The sequence below is a fragment of the Blastococcus aggregatus genome (assembly GCF_900221005.1).
Lineage (GTDB): Bacteria > Actinomycetota > Actinomycetes > Mycobacteriales > Geodermatophilaceae > Blastococcus > Blastococcus aggregatus.
Genome location: NZ_OBQI01000003.1, coordinates 103703 through 118464, shown reverse-complemented (window position 1 = coordinate 118464; position 14762 = coordinate 103703). Strand labels below are relative to the sequence as shown.

Annotated in this window: 16 protein-coding genes; 13 read left to right on the top strand and 3 right to left on the bottom strand. The window is 72.6% G+C overall.

The annotated features are described in order from the left end of the window. Positions 1-4: 4 nt before the first annotated feature. Positions 5-1387, bottom strand: coding sequence for a copper resistance D family protein (locus CRP29_RS10475; RefSeq protein WP_097195011.1), 1383 nt, complete (start codon positions 1385-1387; stop codon positions 5-7). Next, positions 1384-1947 carry a copper resistance CopC family protein gene (locus CRP29_RS22705; RefSeq protein WP_176522916.1) on the bottom strand — a complete coding sequence of 188 codons (564 nt, stop codon included), beginning with the start codon at positions 1945-1947 and terminating at the stop codon, positions 1384-1386. Before CRP29_RS22705 ends, CRP29_RS10475 begins: the two co-directional genes overlap by 4 nt. 256 nt (positions 1948-2203) lie before the next feature. Between CRP29_RS22705 and CRP29_RS10465 the strand changes: the two genes are divergently transcribed. The 3 genes from CRP29_RS10465 to CRP29_RS10455 all read left to right on the top strand — a co-directional run bounded on the left by CRP29_RS10465 (position 2204) and on the right by CRP29_RS10455 (position 4572). Then, positions 2204-2980, top strand: coding sequence for a hypothetical protein (locus CRP29_RS10465; protein ID WP_097195009.1), 777 nt, complete (start codon positions 2204-2206; stop codon positions 2978-2980). Between the two features lie 80 nt (positions 2981-3060). Continuing rightward, a complete protein-coding gene (locus tag CRP29_RS10460; RefSeq protein ID WP_245852727.1) occupies positions 3061-3759 on the top strand; it encodes a class F sortase in 699 nt (232 codons plus the stop codon). Between the two features lie 75 nt (positions 3760-3834). Next, complete coding sequence (locus tag CRP29_RS10455; RefSeq protein ID WP_245852726.1) at positions 3835-4572, top strand: HAD family hydrolase; 738 nt, start codon at positions 3835-3837, stop codon at positions 4570-4572. 16 nt (positions 4573-4588) lie between these two features. Here CRP29_RS10455 and CRP29_RS10450 read toward each other — a convergent pair whose 3' ends face one another. Then, entirely contained in the window at positions 4589-5548 is a 960-nt protein-coding gene (locus tag CRP29_RS10450) for a RecB family exonuclease (protein ID WP_097195008.1), read from the bottom strand. A gap of 111 nt (positions 5549-5659) precedes the next feature. Here CRP29_RS10450 and CRP29_RS10445 point away from each other — a divergent pair, with 111 nt between their 5' ends. The 10 genes from CRP29_RS10445 to prcA all read left to right on the top strand — a co-directional run bounded on the left by CRP29_RS10445 (position 5660) and on the right by prcA (position 14733). Next, positions 5660-6538, top strand: a complete 879-nt coding sequence (locus CRP29_RS10445; protein WP_281256798.1) for a tRNA (adenine-N1)-methyltransferase — start codon at positions 5660-5662, stop codon at positions 6536-6538. A gap of 103 nt (positions 6539-6641) precedes the next feature. After that, a complete protein-coding gene (gene arc / locus CRP29_RS10440) occupies positions 6642-8423 on the top strand; it encodes a proteasome ATPase (RefSeq protein ID WP_097195007.1) in 1782 nt (593 codons plus the stop codon). A gap of 162 nt (positions 8424-8585) precedes the next feature. Further along, entirely contained in the window at positions 8586-9014 is a 429-nt protein-coding gene (locus CRP29_RS10435) for a hypothetical protein (RefSeq protein WP_176522915.1), read from the top strand. Continuing rightward, on the top strand, positions 9008-9241 hold the full coding sequence (locus CRP29_RS10430; protein WP_097195006.1) for a helix-turn-helix transcriptional regulator: 234 nt from the start codon (positions 9008-9010) through the stop codon (positions 9239-9241). The genes CRP29_RS10435 and CRP29_RS10430 overlap by 7 nt, the downstream gene beginning before the upstream one ends. Beyond that, entirely contained in the window at positions 9238-10203 is a 966-nt protein-coding gene (locus CRP29_RS10425) for an NAD(P)-dependent alcohol dehydrogenase (protein ID WP_097195005.1), read from the top strand. Before CRP29_RS10430 ends, CRP29_RS10425 begins: the two co-directional genes overlap by 4 nt. 59 nt (positions 10204-10262) lie before the next feature. Then, the gene (dop, locus tag CRP29_RS10420; RefSeq protein WP_097195004.1) at positions 10263-11768 is read left to right on the top strand and encodes a depupylase/deamidase Dop; all 1506 of its coding nucleotides are present in this window, start codon (positions 10263-10265) and stop codon (positions 11766-11768) included. A gap of 92 nt (positions 11769-11860) precedes the next feature. Beyond that, positions 11861-12070 carry a ubiquitin-like protein Pup gene (locus tag CRP29_RS10415; RefSeq protein WP_097195003.1) on the top strand — a complete coding sequence of 70 codons (210 nt, stop codon included), beginning with the start codon at positions 11861-11863 and terminating at the stop codon, positions 12068-12070. 25 nt (positions 12071-12095) lie between these two features. Then, the gene (locus tag CRP29_RS23805; RefSeq protein ID WP_097195002.1) at positions 12096-12989 is read left to right on the top strand and encodes an endonuclease domain-containing protein; all 894 of its coding nucleotides are present in this window, start codon (positions 12096-12098) and stop codon (positions 12987-12989) included. Then, positions 12986-13864, top strand: coding sequence for a proteasome subunit beta (prcB, locus tag CRP29_RS10405; RefSeq protein WP_097195001.1), 879 nt, complete (start codon positions 12986-12988; stop codon positions 13862-13864). The genes CRP29_RS23805 and prcB overlap by 4 nt, the downstream gene beginning before the upstream one ends. After that, positions 13861-14733: a proteasome subunit alpha gene (gene prcA, locus CRP29_RS10400; protein WP_097195000.1), complete on the top strand. Its 873-nt coding sequence runs from the start codon at positions 13861-13863 to the stop codon at positions 14731-14733. Before prcB ends, prcA begins: the two co-directional genes overlap by 4 nt. The last annotated feature ends 29 nt before the right edge of the window (positions 14734-14762 follow it).

Sequence of the window (14762 nt, the reverse complement as noted above, 5' to 3'; positions counted from 1 at the left end):
CGGGTCACTCGACGACGAGCACGTCGGAGAAGGACGCCGAGTGGGCGCTCGTGAACGGGTGTCCGCCCGGCTCCTGAGGTGCCACGAAGGTCGACAGCGTCCCGGCCGGGAGGACGACGTCGAACGAGCCGTCGTCGGCGGTCAGCGTCACCTGCTCTCCGCTGCCGTTGAACACGGTGATCCGCGAGCCGGCGGCCACCGGGCCGGCGACGTGGAACCGTTCCTCGTCGACCAGCACCCCGACCGACAGCTCGCCGTGGTCGTGCCCCGCCATGGGGTCTGCGGCCGCGACGGGCGCGGTGCCTTGCGTGCCGGCTGACGCGCTGCCGGTGGGCGTCGCCGCCGGGGGAGGGGACGCCGCGAGGGCGACCGCGAGCGTCACGGTCGCCAGCATCAGCACGACCTCCCCGGCGGCGAACCGGCCGAAGCTCCGGCCCTCGCCCGCCCGGAGCCGGGGGAGGGTGCGTCTGCGGTGGTGCCGGCCGAGGACGCCGAGCAGCGTCAGGCCGGCGGTCTTCCCCACCAGCAGGGCGCCGTAGCCGGTGCTCAGCGCCGACAGCACGGCGCCGGTGCCGCCGAGCACCAGCCAGGCGGCGAGGACGCCGGAGACGGCCGTCGCCACGAAGCAGCCCAGCGCCAGCGCGCTGTACCGGGTCGCGGCCCGACCGCGCGCCACCGCACCGTGGCGGCCGTGCACGAGCAGGGCCACCAGTCCACCGACCCAGACGGTGGCGGCCACGACGTGGACGCCGAGGGTCGTGACGGCCAGCAGGTGGTCCTCCGCGCCCGAGGAGTGGCCGCTGAGCACGACCGGCAGGACCAGCGCGCCGAGCGCCAGGGCCAGCAGGGTCCGCGCGCCGGCCCGTGAGGTCCGGGTGGCCGCGACGGCGACGACGCCCGCGAGCGCCATGCCGAGCAGCGCCGCGCGTCCGGCACCGGTGTCCTCGACGAACACCCGGACCGACGCCCAGGACAGCGACGTGGGAGCGGTGCCCAGCAGCCGGCTGAGCGCGAGGATCCCGCCGACCGCGGTCGCGACGGTCCACACCAGGGCCCAGCCGGCGGCCGCGCGGAGCGCACGCCGCGACTCCGGGGGCAGCGCACCGCCCGAGCCCGGGAGCAGGACCGCGGCGAACACCAGGGTGCCGACCGTGCCCACAGCCGCGACCCGGCCGGCCAGCGTGGTCAGGGGCAGGCCCCACTCGACGAGCCGGCCCGCGTCCGGGAGCTCCGTCGCGGTCGTGGCGCCGTCGCCGATCGCCAGGGCCCAGAACAGCAGCACGCCCAGCCCGACCGCGCCGAGGGCGGCGCCGGGAACGGCGGCACGGCGGTGGCGGGTCCGTGGTGCCGCGGGCGGCGGCAGGACGAGCGGGGGGAGGGCGCTCATGCGCGTCGTCGCAGGCGCGCCCCGACCATCGCGCCGAGCCCGAGCAGGACCACCGCGCCGGACACCAGCCAGACGGGGGCGATGCCTTCCTCCTCCGGGCCCGGTGCGGAGCGGGCATCCGACGCCGGCGACGGGGCGCCGGCGGCCGGAGCGCTCCCCGCCGTCACCGTGAAGTCGAACGCGCCGGAGAGCGAGTGCCCGTCGGATGACGTGCTCCGCCAATCGACGCGATAGCTCCCCACGGGCAGGTCCGGGAGCAGCTGCTGCACCACCGCGGTGCCGCTGATCTCGGCGGGCCCGTCGGAGACGGAGGCACCGTCGGGACCGGTCACCGCCACCAGGGTGCCCAGCGGCAGGGGCTCCCCGGTGAACTCCAGGTCGACCGTGTCGGGTGCGGTGGCGAGGGTGGCCGCGGCAACCGGGCTCGAGCTGACGAGGCCGTCGTGCGCGGACGCGGGGGAGGCGCCGAGGACCAGAGCTGCGCCCGCGACGAGGGGCACCAGCGCCGGCGCCGTGCGCCGGAGGATCCGCTCCAGGGACGTGCGCAGCGATGCGGTCATGTCCTGCCTTCGTCGCCGGGTGCTCTTCCGGTTGGGCGGATCGCATCTGTTTCCCAGGTGGGTGAACCGATCACGGCCGGGATGCCGAACCCCTTGCGGACAGCGCGCCGGAAGGACTCGTCCACGCCGGCTCTCTCCCCGCTGACCTGGGTCATCCGACCGGATCGACGGCAGGCACACCGACGTGCCGGCCGGCACCACGGGCGAGCGGCGCTCAGCCGTCGCCCTGGCACCACTCCGATCGAAGGAGCACACCTTGCGCAAGGCATTCGCACTCCCCACCGTGGCCATCGCCGCCGCGGCCTTCCCGCTGCTGGCCATGTCCCCGGCCTCGGCCCACGAGGGCGCCACCAGCTACCAGGCCAACCTGGCCTCGGTGAACAGCTCGGGCGTCACCGGAACCGGCATGGTGACCCTGGACGGGAACACCGCGACCGTCATGATCGAGGCGAACGGCCTGCTCGCCGGCGCGCCGCATGCCCAGCACTTCCACATCGCCGCGCTGGGCACCTGCCCGTCCAACGGGCTCGAGGACGACGCGGACAAGGACGGCTTCGTCAGCGTCACCGAGGCCGCCAAGTACTACGGCGCCATCGGCTCCTCGCTGACGCTGACGGGCGACACCAGCCCGGACAGCGGCCTGGCCGTCGACCGCTTCCCGACCGCTGACGGCGGCACGATCAGCTACGACCGCACCTTCGAGGTCACCGACGACGTGCACAAGGCGTTCGAGGCCGGCACCGCCGTCATCGTGCTGCACGGCGTCGACAAGAACGGCAGCGGCACCTACGACGGCGACATCAAGAGCGACCTCGACCCGTCGCTGCCCATGGAGGCGACCGCCCCCGCCGCCTGTGGTGGCCTGAAGACCGCCCAGATGGGCACCGCCCCGTCCGGTGGCGCCGAGACCGGTGCGGGCAGCACCTCCGGCATCGAGAACCAGGGCGCCCTCGGCGTCGGCGCCCTCGCCGCCGTCGGTGCGGCCGCCGCCGGTGCCGTGGCCTACCGCCGCCGTTCGGCCGACCAGGCCTGATCGGCCGCCCGGCCGCGCGGAGGGCCACCCGCTCTCCGCGCGGCCGGGCACCCCGTACTCCTCTCCCCGGAAGGACCCCCGTGACCGAGCAGAGCGCCCGTCGGCCCGGCCGCCGTACCTGGATCGCGCTCGCGGTGGCCCTCGCCGTCGTGGCGGCGGTCGCCCTCGGAGTGGCGCTGACCGGGCAGCAGCAGGCCCCGCAACCGATCGCCTCGTCCGGTGACCGCAGCCCCTCCTCGTCCGTCGCGCCCGATGCGACGACGTCCTCGCCGGCCCCGCCGGCTGCCGATCCGCCGGCTGCGGCCGCGCCGGCCGTGGCCGCGCCGGTGTCGATCGGCATCCCGTCCATCGACGTGACCAGCGACCTCATGCGCCTGGACCTGAACGACGACGGCACCGTGCAGGTGCCGCCGCTCGAGCCCGACGACGAGGCCGGGTGGTACCAGCGCGGACCGGCGCCCGGCGCGGTCGGGCCCGCGGTGATCCTCGGGCACGTCGACTCCGCCGAGCATGGGCCGGGAGTCTTCTTCGACCTCGGGGCGCTGCGCGCCGGTGACGAGGTGACGGTCTCCCGCGCCGACGGGACGGTGGCGGTCTTCGCGGTCGACCGGGTCGAGCGCCATCCCAAGGACGACTTCCCGACCATCGAGGTCTACGGCGACACCCCCGACCCGCAACTGCGCCTGATCACCTGCGGTGGCGACTTCGACTCCGGCGTGCGCAGCTACGAGGACAACGTCATCGCCTTCGCGACGCTGGTCGGCACCCGTCCCGTCTGAACCGGGCCCGCCACCCCTCCACGGCAGAGCGGCCCTCGAGCGGCTCTCTAGACTCGGGCCCGTGCGGGAGCTCCAGTGAACGGGCAGGAGCCCGCGACCCCCTCAGGAACCGGTGCGCTGCGGGCGGTGCTGTTCGACATGGACGGCACTCTGGTGGAGACCGAGGAGTACTGGGGCGAGGCGATGTTCTCCCTCGCCGGCCAGCTCGGCGGCCGGATGTCGGCCGCAGCGCGGGCGGCGACCGTGGGCACGAGCATGCGCGTGGCGATGGACGTCCTCTACACCGATCTCGGTGTGACCCGGACCGAGGCGCAGGCCCAGGGCGACGTCGACCAGATCCTCGACGCGGTCGCCCGGATGATGACCGAGCGGCTGGTCTGGCGGCCCGGCGCCCAGGAGTTGCTGGCCGCCGTGCACGCCTCGGGGCTGCGCACCGCGCTGGTGACGACGACGCCGCGCCGGCTCGCCGACCTGGTGATCGCGCACATCGAGGCCGGCTACCGCGGCGGCGGCCCCTTCCACGTGACGGTGTGCGGCGACGAGGTGCCGGCCCGCAAGCCCGACCCCGCGCCCTACCTGCACGCCATGGCGTGGCTCGGGGTCTCGCCCGCGGAGTCCGTCGTCATCGAGGACTCGCTCGTCGGCGTCACGTCCGGCCTGGCCGCGGGCGCCGCCGTCCTGGGCGTGGCCGGTCTGCAGGCGGTGCCGCCGGCACCCGGGCTGGTGCAGTGCGGGTCGCTGGAGGGCATCGGGCTCGCCGAGCTGGCCGACGTCCTCGCCGGGCGCGTGACCGCGGGCGGGCCCGCGGCCTGATCGCCGGCGACCGGGGTCAGTCCAGGTCGACGAGCGGCAGCCTCCGCCAGCCCGCCGCCGCCGCGGCCTCCGCAGGGAACGGCGGGGGAGTGCCACCGAACGCCGGGCAGGCCGCCTGGTGGTCGCACCACCCGCACAGCCGTGACTTGTTCGGCCGGAAGTCGCCGGTGCTGACGGCGCGCTCGATGGCCGACCAGATGGCCTGCAGCGTGCGCTCGAAGCGGAGCAGCTCCTCCTCGTCCGGGGCGTAGGTCAGCGCGTCGCCGTCGCCGAGGTAGATGAGCTTGAGCTGGGCGGCGACCACGCCGCGGGTGCGCCACAGCACCAGCGCGTAGAACTTCATCTGGAACAGCGCCTTGTTCTCGAACGCCTCGCGCGGCATCGAGCCGGTCTTGTAGTCGACCACCCGCAGCGCGCCGCTGGGGGCGACGTCGAGCCGGTCGACGAAGCCGCGCAGCAGCAGCCCGTCGGGCAGCGTCACCTCCACCAGCTCCTCGCGGCCCGCCGGCTCGATGCGGGTCGGGTCCTCCAGGGTGAAGTAGCGCTCGACGAGCTTCCCGGCCGAGGCCAGCCACGCATCCACCGATTCCGGCGCGTTCACGTCGGTCTCGGCGCCCTCGCCCCGGGCGGTCGCGAAGAGCTCGGCCACCCCCGGCTCCGCCTGCAGGTCGGCCCACGCCGGCTCCAGGAGCTCCAGCGCACCGTCGACGGTGCGTCGCGCCGCCGGCAGGTCGTAGAGCCGCTCGAGCACGGAGTGGACCAGCGTGCCCCGCACCATGGCGAGGGTCTTGCGCTCGGGGAGCCGGTCGATGGTGCGGAACCGGTACAGCAGCGGACAGGTCTTGAAGTCAGCGGCGCGGCTGGGGGAGAGCGAGGGGCGCCGCGGGGCGCGGTCGGGCTCGGGCCCGGTGGCGGCCTCGGTGGTGGGCCCGGCGTCCGACCCCAGGGGCGCGTTCGTCTCCACCGTGAGCGTCATGGGTCCGAGGCTAGGTCGGGGCTGCGACAGTTCCGAGCGCCCGCGCCGTACCGGGGCAGCGCTGCACCGGGGACGCGGGTCACACGCGCCCCCTCCGTAGGCTCGGCGGTCGTGACCACCGAGCCCGAGCCCGACCTCGACGTCCCTGCCGAGCGACCGGAGCCGGTGCCCGGCGCGTTCGTGGCGGGCGACCGGGTGCAGCTGACAGACCCCAAGGGCCGGCTGCACACCGTCGTCCTCGAGCCCGGCAAGCAGTTCCACACCCACCGCGGCGCCATCGAGCACGACGACCTCATCGGCGCGCCCGAGGGGTCCGTCGTCCACTCCACCGCGAACACCGGTTACCTGGCGCTGCGTCCGCTCCTGGCCGACTACGTGCTCTCCATGCCGCGCGGTGCGCAGGTCATCTACCCCAAGGACGCCGCCCAGATCGTGGGCTTCGGCGACGTCGGCCCGGGCATGCGGGTGCTGGAGGCCGGCGCCGGCTCCGGGGCGCTGAGCTGCTCGCTGCTGCGGGCGGTCGGGTCCGAGGGCTCCCTGACCAGCTACGAGCGGCGGGAGGACTTCCTCGACGTCGCCCGGGGCAACGTGGGCGCGTTCTTCGGCGAGGTGCCGGCCAACTGGGACCTGCGGCTGGGCGACCTGGCCGACCACCCGGCCGACGAGGTCGTCGACCGCGTCGTCCTGGACATGCTGGAGCCGTGGGCGGTGCTGCCGACGGTGGCCGCGGCCCTCCGTCCCGGTGGTGTCCTCGTCGGGTACGTCGCGACGACGACGCAGCTGTCCACCTACGTCGAGGCGCTGCGGGCCCAGGGCCTGTGGACCGAGCCGCACCAGTGGGAGACCCTGCTGCGGCCGTGGCACGCGGTCGGCCTCTCGGTGCGCCCGGAGCACCGGATGGTCGCCCACACCGCCTTCCTGGTGACCGCCCGCAGGCTCGCCGAGGGCGCCGTCGCCCCCATCCGGCAGCGGCGGGCGCAGAAGTACTGAGCCGCCTCCGGGGGGCGCAGCACCTCGCGCGAGCCACCGGCGAACTGTCGTCGCGCGTGTATAGATTTGCGTCCTGGCTCCCCCGAATGTCCGGAGGTGCGTGATGGGCCCAGGTCCGATCGATGGTCCCGACGAGACGAAGGCGCGACGCGAGCGTGACGTCGCTGCGCTGCTGACCCAGATCTCCTACCTCGAGGAGGAGATCAGCCTGCTGCGGCGCAAGGTGTCCGACAGCCCGCGACAGACGCGGGTGCTCGAGGAGCGGATCGCCGAGGCGGAGGGCCGCGCGGCCTTCCTGTCCGAGCGCAACGACAAGCTCTCCTCGACCCTGCGCGACGCCCGCGAGCAGCTGGTGACGCTCAAGGAGGAGGTCGACCGGCTGGGGCAGCCGCCCTCCGGCTACGGCGTCTTCCTGGAGCGCCACGAGGACGGCTCGGTCGACGTCTTCACCAGTGGCCGCAAGATGCGCGTGACCCTCTCCCCGAACGTGGAAGGGCTCGAGCTGCGGCCCGGCCAGGAGGTCATGCTCAACGAGGCGATGAACGTCGTCGAGGCGCGCGGGTTCGAGCGCGCCGGCGACGTCGTCATGCTCAAGGAACTGCTCGAGCCGGTGGACGGCGTCACCCAGCGGGCGCTGGTCATCGGCCACACCGACGAGGAACGCATCGTCTACCTCGCGGACTCGCTGACCGACCAGCCACTGCGGGCGGGGGACTCGCTGCTGCTGGAGTCGCGCTCGGGCTACGTCTACGAGCGGATCCCGAAAAGCGAGGTCGAGGAGCTCGTCCTCGAAGAGGTGCCCGACATCGACTACGCCGACATCGGTGGCCTCTCGCGGCAGATCGAGCAGATCCGCGACGCCGTCGAGCTGCCGTTCCTGCACGCGGACCTGTTCCGCGAGTACCAGCTGCGCCCGCCGAAGGGCATCCTGCTCTACGGCCCGCCCGGGTGCGGCAAGACGCTGATCGCCAAGGCGGTCGCGAACTCCCTGGCCAAGAAGGTGTCCGCGCTCAAGGGGGAGGGGCAGGGGAAGTCCTACTTCCTCAACATCAAGGGCCCCGAGCTGCTCAACAAATACGTCGGCGAGACCGAGCGGCACATCCGCCTGGTCTTCCAGCGGGCGCGCGAGAAGGCCAGCGAGGGCACCCCGGTCATCGTGTTCTTCGACGAGATGGACTCGATCTTCCGCACCCGCGGATCGGGGGTCTCCTCGGACGTCGAGTCGACCATCGTGCCGCAGCTGCTCAGCGAGATCGACGGCGTCGAGGGCCTGGAGAACGTCATCGTCATCGGCGCCTCCAACCGCGAGGACATGATCGACCCGGCGATCCTGCGGCCGGGCCGGCTCGACGTGAAGATCAAGATCGAGCGGCCGGACGCCGAGGCGGCACGGGACATCTTCAGCAAGTACCTGTTGACGACGCTCCCGCTGCACCCCGACGACCTCGCCGAGCACGGCGGCAGCCGCGAGGCGACGATCGCCGGGATGATCCAGCGCACCGTCGAGCGCATGTACACCGAGGTCGAGGAGAACCGCTTCCTCGAGGTCACCTATGCCAACGGGGACAAGGAGGTTCTGTACTTCAAGGACTTCAACTCGGGCGCGATGCTGCAGAACATCGTCGACCGCGCCAAGAAGATGGCGATCAAGGAGCGGCTGGAGACCGGCACCGGCGGCTTGCGGGTCGGCCACCTGATGCAGGCGTGCGTCGACGAGTTCAAGGAGAACGAGGACCTGCCCAACACCACCAACCCCGACGACTGGGCGCGGATCTCGGGCAAGAAGGGCGAGCGGATCGTCTACATCCGCACGCTGATCAGCGGCAAGGGCAACGAGTCCGGCCGCGCGATCGACACGGCCACGAACACCGGCCAGTACCTGTAGGTCAGCACGCTCGACGACGACGACGACGACGGCCCGGCACCCGCATCCGCGGGCGCCGGGCCGTCGTCGCGCCCGCACCCGTGACGTCAAAGAATCTTGACACCATGTCGACCCCGCTTTACGTTGCTCGATGTCAAAGATGTTCGACACGAGGAGCAGGGTGTGGCGTTCGAGGAGAAGCGGGCCTGGATCATGGCGACGGTCGCGGTGCTCACCTATGCCGTGTACGCGGTCGTCGTCGTGAGCGGGGCCGGTGACGCGCCGCTCCCCGATGCGCCCTATGCGGCCGCTCTTCTCTGGAGCGTCGGCGCGGCGATCGCCGGCACCATCGCGCTGAACGTCGCGGCCGACCTCAGCGGACGCCGCGAGGACAGGACCACCGACCAGCGGGATCGGGAGATCCACCGCCTCGGCCAGTACGTCGGTCAGTCGTTCCTGGTGCTGGGCGGCGTCGCGGGGCTGCTCCTCGCCCTCGGCGAGCACGACCACTTCTGGATCGCGAACGTCCTCTACCTGGCGTTCTTCCTGTCCGCGGTCGTCGGCTCGGTCGCCCGGATCGTCGCCTACCGGAGGGGCTTCCAGGAATGGTGAAGCCCACCAGCGTCACGAACCGCATCCGCACGCTGCGGTTCGAGCACGGCGAGATGACCCAGGCCGAGCTCGCCCAGCGGATCGGCGTCACCCGGCAGACCGTCATCGCCATCGAGCAGGGGCGCTACTCACCGTCGCTCGAGATGGCCTTCCGCATCGCCCGGGTCTTCCGCGCGCCCTTGGACGACGTCTTCCAGTACCCCGCAACGACCGAGGAGCAGCCATGAAGGCGATCGTCCAGGACCGGTACGGCTCGGCCGACGTGCTCGAGCTCCGGGAGGTGGCCGAGCCGACCGTCGGCCCGCGGGACGTCCTGGTGCGCGTCCGGGCGGCGGGCGTGGACCGGGGCGCCTGGCACCTGATGGCCGGCGAGCCGTACGCCGTGCGGCTGGGCACGGGCCTGCGCGCCCCACGGCAGCCGATCCGGGGCGGGGAACTGGCCGGCGTCGTCCAGCGGGTGGGCGCCGAGGTGACCGGCTTCGTGCCCGGGGACGAGGTGTTCGGGAGCGGCAGCGGCACCTTCGCCGAGTACGCCGCCGTGCGGGAGGACAGGCTCGCCCCCAAGCCGGCCGGGCTCACCTTCCCGGAGGCCGCCGCCGTCCCGGTGTCCGGTGTGACGGCGCTCCAGGCGCTGCGCGACCAGGCCCGCCTGCAGCCGGGGCAGCGGGTGCTCGTGATCGGCGCGAGCGGCGGCGTCGGCAGCTTCGCCGTGCAGGTGGCGAAGGCGTTCGGCGGTCACGTGACCGGGGTGTGCAGCGCGGGGAAGGTCGATGCGGTCCGGGCCCTGGGGGCCGACGAGGTGATCGACTACGCGCAGCGCGACGTCACCGACGGGACGCAGCACTTCGACGTCGTCCTGGACATCGGCGGCGGCCGGCCGCTCCGCGGGCTGCGGCGGGCGCTCGCCCCGCGCGGCACCCTCGTCGTCGTCGGCGGTGAAGGCGGCGGCCGGTGGCTGGGCATGAGCCGGCAGCTCGGCGCGGTGCTGCTCTCTCCCTTCGTCCGGCAACGTCTGCGCATGCTCGTCTCCGTGGTCCGGACGCCCGACCTGGTGGCCCTGACGGAACTGATCGACCGTGGGACCGTCCGACCACTGGTCGACCGCACGTTCCCGCTCGCGGCGGCGCCGGACGCCGTCCGGGCGCTCGTGGCCGGGACGGTGACGGGCAAGGTCGTGGTCACCCTCTGACACGGCGGCGGCCCGGTCGTCGCCGTCCCCGGGAATGCCGCGCGGCCTAGGGTTGGGTCATGAGCGTGCGGCGGGTCATGGGCACCGAGGTCGAGTACGGCATCTCCGTGCCCGGGCACCCGAGCGCCAACCCCACGACGCTGTCCAGCCAGGTGGTCAACGCGTGGTCGGTGGCCGAGGCCCCGACGCGCCGCCGTCCCCGGTGGGACTTCGAGGAGGAGTCGCCGCTGCGCGACGCCCGCGGCTTCGACCTCACCCCGGCGCAGGCGCTGGACCACAACGACCTGGACGAGGACACCGGGATGGCCAACGTCATCCTCACCAACGGCGCGCGGCTGTACGTCGACCACGCGCACCCGGAGTACTCCACGCCGGAGGTCACCAGCCCGCGCGACATCGTGCTGTGGGACAAGGCGGGGGAGCGGGTCATGGCCGAGGCCACCCGGCGGGCCGCGCGCGTGCCGGGCACCCAGCCGATCCAGCTCTACAAGAACAACACCGACGGCAAGGGCGCCTCCTACGGCGCGCACGAGAACTACCTGATGGACCGCCGGACGCCGTTCGTCGACATCATCCGCGGCCTGGTGCCGTTCTTCGTGACGCGGCAGGTCTTCGCCGGCGCGGGCCGGGTGGGCATCGGCACGGAGAGCCGCACGGCCGGCTTCCAGCTCTCGCAGCGCGCCGACTTCTTCGAGGTCGAGGTGGGCCTGGAGACGACGCTCAAGCGGCCGATCATCAACACTCGGGACGAGCCGCACGCCGACGCCGAGAAGTACCGCCGGCTGCACGTGATCATCGGCGACGCGAACCTGGCCGAGCTCTCCACCTACCTCAAGGTCGGGACGACGTCGCTGGTGCTGGCAATGATCGAGGCGCGGTTCCTGCCGAACGACCTCTCGCTCGAGGAGCCGGTGGAGGCGCTGCGGGCGATCAGCCACGACCCCTCCCTGACGCAGACGCTCCGGTTGCGCGACGGACGCCGGATGACCGCGCTGGAGATGCAGCAGAGCTACCTGGAACTGGCGCAGAAGTTCGTGGCCCAGCGCGGGGAGGGCGACGAGCAGACCGACGACGTCCTGCGCCGGTGGGCCGAGGTGCTCGAGGATCTCTCGATCGACCCGATGCGCTGCGCCGATCGGCTGGACTGGCCGGCCAAGCTCCGGCTGCTCGAGGGGTACCGCTCCCGCGACGGGCTCTCGTGGGGCGACTCGCGGCTCAAGCTCGTCGACCTGCAGTACTCCGACGTGCGGCCGGACAAGGGGCTGTACAACCGGCTGGTGGCGCGCGGCTCGATGCAGCGGCTGCTCACCGACGACGAGGTCGAGCGGGCGGTGGTGCACGCCCCCGAGGACACCCGCGCCTACTTCCGCGGCGAGTGCCTGCGCCGCTTCCCGGCCTCGGTGGCGGCGGCGTCGTGGGACTCGGTGGTCTTCGACCTCGGCCGGGAGAACCTCGTGCGCATCCCGACGATGGAGCCGCTGCGCGGCACCCGCGAGCACGTCGGCGCCCTGTTCGAGGCGTCCGCGACCGCCCAGGAACTGGTGGACACGATCACCGGCAGGTGATCTCCACAGCGTCCGTCCGCCGACCCCCGCATGTCACCCCCGGCGGGTAGCTTCAGCGCCAGCAGCAGTTCCCACGACGGGAGGGGCAGGCCATGGCCACCAGGGACACCGGCGGGCAGCAGAAGGCGACGCGTTCGCGCGAGGAGACCGACGAGGTCGAGGCCTCGGTCGACACCGAGGCCGCCGAGCGCCGCCAGGAGATGACCGACGAGGTCGACTCGCTCCTGGACGAGATCGACGAGGTCCTCGAGTCCAACGCCGAGGACTTCGTTCGGTCGTACATACAGAAGGGCGGCGAGTGAATTAGATCGAGCAAGACCAGGTTTCATGAGTCGTCGGTGCGCCGATTGTTGCAGAGATCTGCCCGAAAGCAGCTACTACTTCGTCTCGAAGACGAGCGGCAAGCTGCGCGGCCAGTGCAAGGACTGCATGCGGCAGCGCAAGCTCGAACAGCGAGACCCTGACTGGACTCCTTCCTGTTCGCGCTGCGGCAGTCGGCTTTCTGTCCGGGCCGGTTCGGGACGGCGCCTCTGTGAGGAATGTTTCGCGCAGACGTATGACACGGCCCATCCCCGAGTCAATGGTGCGCACCGGATCAAGCTGAAACCCTGCAGCTTGTGCGGTGGTCGCAAGGAGCGCTTCGAGCGGGGCAAAGTCTGTCGCGCTTGCCGGCCATGGCTCAGGTTTGCCTCGTCCCTCCGACAGTTCGGCCTTACGCCGGCCGAGTACATGTCGATATTCGATGCCCAGGGTGGCCGCTGCTACGTGTGCGGTGCCCCGCCCGGCGCAATCCGACTGAGCATCGATCACGACCACTCGATTTCCGAGATGCGTCGATCTATTCGTGGCCTCCTGTGCAACGAATGCAATTACAGCCGGCTTCCCCGGTTTCAGGATGACGTGGGAATGCTCCAGCGGGCGGTGTCTTACCTGGTGCACCCTCCGGCACAATCGGCGCTCGCTGACATCCGTCACCCCGAGGCCCCCGCTCCGCCACCGCCGGAAGGCGTCGTGTTCTTTCCGGAGATCCAGGCCGGTGCTGACCCGCAGTCCGAGCGCTCGGTCGCTACAGCGAGCGACGGACACCACGTGGCCAGCCGCCCGGGGGAGCCGCCGGTAGGGTCGCAGCGACGCCCGGGCGCGCGCGGTACCAGCACGCGGAGCACCGGGCGGACCAGCGGTGCACGCCGGCGTGAGCAGGCGGGAGAGGGAGATGCGTGAGCGATCAGTCAGCCACCCGGAGCGGGTTCCCGCCCGCCTACCTGGACCGGGTGGGCTCCTCGTTCACCGACTTCCTCGCCACCGCGGCGCCTGACCTCCTGCCCGGCCGCCGCCCCGTCCCGACCATGCCCGTGGGAGACCTGGCGCCGCACGGCACGACGATCGTCGCCGTCACCTACTCCGGCGGCGTCCTCATGGGCGGCGACCGGCGCGCCACCATGGGCAACCTGATCAGCTCGCGCGACATCGAGAAGGTCTACCCGGCCGACTCCTACAGCGTCATCGGCATCGCGGGCGCGGCCGGCATCGCCATCGAGATGGTGAAGCTCTACCAGGTGGAGCTCGAGCACTACGAGAAGATCGAGGGCCTCACGATGTCCCTCGACGGCAAGGCGAACCGCCTGGCCGCGATGATCCGGGGCAACCTGGGTGCGGCGATGCAGGGCCTCGCCGTCGTCCCGCTGTTCGCCGGGTTCGACCTCGACGCCGCGCAGGGCACCCCGCCCGGCCGTATCTTCAGCTACGACGTCACCGGCGGGAACTACGAGGAGCGCGGCTACGCCGCCGTCGGCTCCGGCTCTCTGTTCGCCAAGAACTCGCTCAAGAAGACGTGGCAGCAGGGTCTGTCGGCCGACGCGGCCACCCGCACGGTCGTCGAGTCCCTCTACGACGCCGCCGACGACGACTCCGCTACCGGCGGCCCCGACCCGGTGCGCCGGCTCTACCCGATCGTCTACCGGGTCGACGCCGAGGGCATCGTGCGGCTGACCGACGCCGAGATCGCCGCCGTCGCCGACGCGATCGTCACCGAGCGGGCCGACGCCGACCGCCGGAACACCGAGCGGGGGGCCACGCGCCCAGGAGACCAGCCATGACGATGCCGTACTACGCCTCCGCCGAGCAGGTCATGCGGGACCGCTCGGAGTACGCCCGGAAGGGCATCTCCCGCGGCCGCAGCGTCGCCGTCGTCACCTACGCCGACGGCGTGCTGTTCATCGCCGAGAACCCCAGCTCCACGCTGCACAAGGTCGGCGAGATCTACGACCGGATCGGTTTCGCCGCCGTCGGCCGGTACAGCGAGTTCGAGAGCCTGCGCGTCGCCGGGGTCCGCCTGGCCGACGTCCGCGGCTACTCCTACAACCGCCGCGACGTCACCGGCCGGGTGATCGCCAACGCCTACGCGCAGACCCTCGGCGCGATCTTCACCGAGCAGATGAAGCCCTACGAGGTCGAGCTCTGCGTCGCCGAGGTCGGCGACCGGCCCGAGACCGACCAGCTCTACCGGCTGACCTTCGACGGCTCGGTGGTCGACGAGCCGGACTTCGTCGTCATGGGCGGCCAGGCCGAGGCCGTGACCGGCCACCTGCGCGAGCACTTCCTGCCGGGCATGGGCCTGTCGGACGCCCTGCAGGTCGGCGTCCGGGCGCTGTCCGCGGTCAGCCCGGTCACCGCCGGTGCCGCGCACGGCGGCCCGTCGCAGCTCACCGCCGCCCAGCTGGAGGTCGCCGTCCTCGACCGGCGCCGGCCCAAGCGGGCCTTCCGCCGCATCACCGGCTCGGCGCTGCGCACCCTGCTGGGCGACGAGCCCACGCCCGACGCCGTCGAGGACGCACCGGCCACGGTTCACCACGCGCCCAGCGTGCCGGAGCCGGGCACGCCCGCCGGCCTCGGCGACCCGGCCAACCCCGACACCGCCGGCGAGGCGGGCTTCGACGCCCACGACGAGGACGGCGGCGAGGGCTGAGCCGAGCGCGCGTGCGCGCGGAGACGATC

What these genes read in the sequence shown, in the direction of transcription:
- CRP29_RS10430 (WP_097195006.1), top strand. Translation starts at nt 9,008, where the DNA reads ATGGTGAAGCCCACCAGCGTCACGAACCGCATCCGCACGCTGCGGTTC.
- prcA (WP_097195000.1), top strand. Translation starts at nt 13,861, where the DNA reads ATGACGATGCCGTACTACGCCTCCGCCGAGCAGGTCATGCGGGACCGC.
- dop (WP_097195004.1), top strand. Translation starts at nt 10,263, where the DNA reads ATGAGCGTGCGGCGGGTCATGGGCACCGAGGTCGAGTACGGCATCTCC.
- CRP29_RS10475 (WP_097195011.1), bottom strand. Translation starts at nt 1,387, where the DNA reads ATGAGCGCCCTCCCCCCGCTCGTCCTGCCGCCGCCCGCGGCACCACGG.
- CRP29_RS10415 (WP_097195003.1), top strand. Translation starts at nt 11,861, where the DNA reads ATGGCCACCAGGGACACCGGCGGGCAGCAGAAGGCGACGCGTTCGCGC.
- CRP29_RS22705 (WP_176522916.1), bottom strand. Translation starts at nt 1,947, where the DNA reads ATGACCGCATCGCTGCGCACGTCCCTGGAGCGGATCCTCCGGCGCACG.
- arc (WP_097195007.1), top strand. Translation starts at nt 6,642, where the DNA reads ATGGGCCCAGGTCCGATCGATGGTCCCGACGAGACGAAGGCGCGACGC.
- CRP29_RS23805 (WP_097195002.1), top strand. Translation starts at nt 12,096, where the DNA reads ATGAGTCGTCGGTGCGCCGATTGTTGCAGAGATCTGCCCGAAAGCAGC.
- CRP29_RS10450 (WP_097195008.1), bottom strand. Translation starts at nt 5,548, where the DNA reads ATGACGCTCACGGTGGAGACGAACGCGCCCCTGGGGTCGGACGCCGGG.
- CRP29_RS10425 (WP_097195005.1), top strand. Translation starts at nt 9,238, where the DNA reads ATGAAGGCGATCGTCCAGGACCGGTACGGCTCGGCCGACGTGCTCGAG.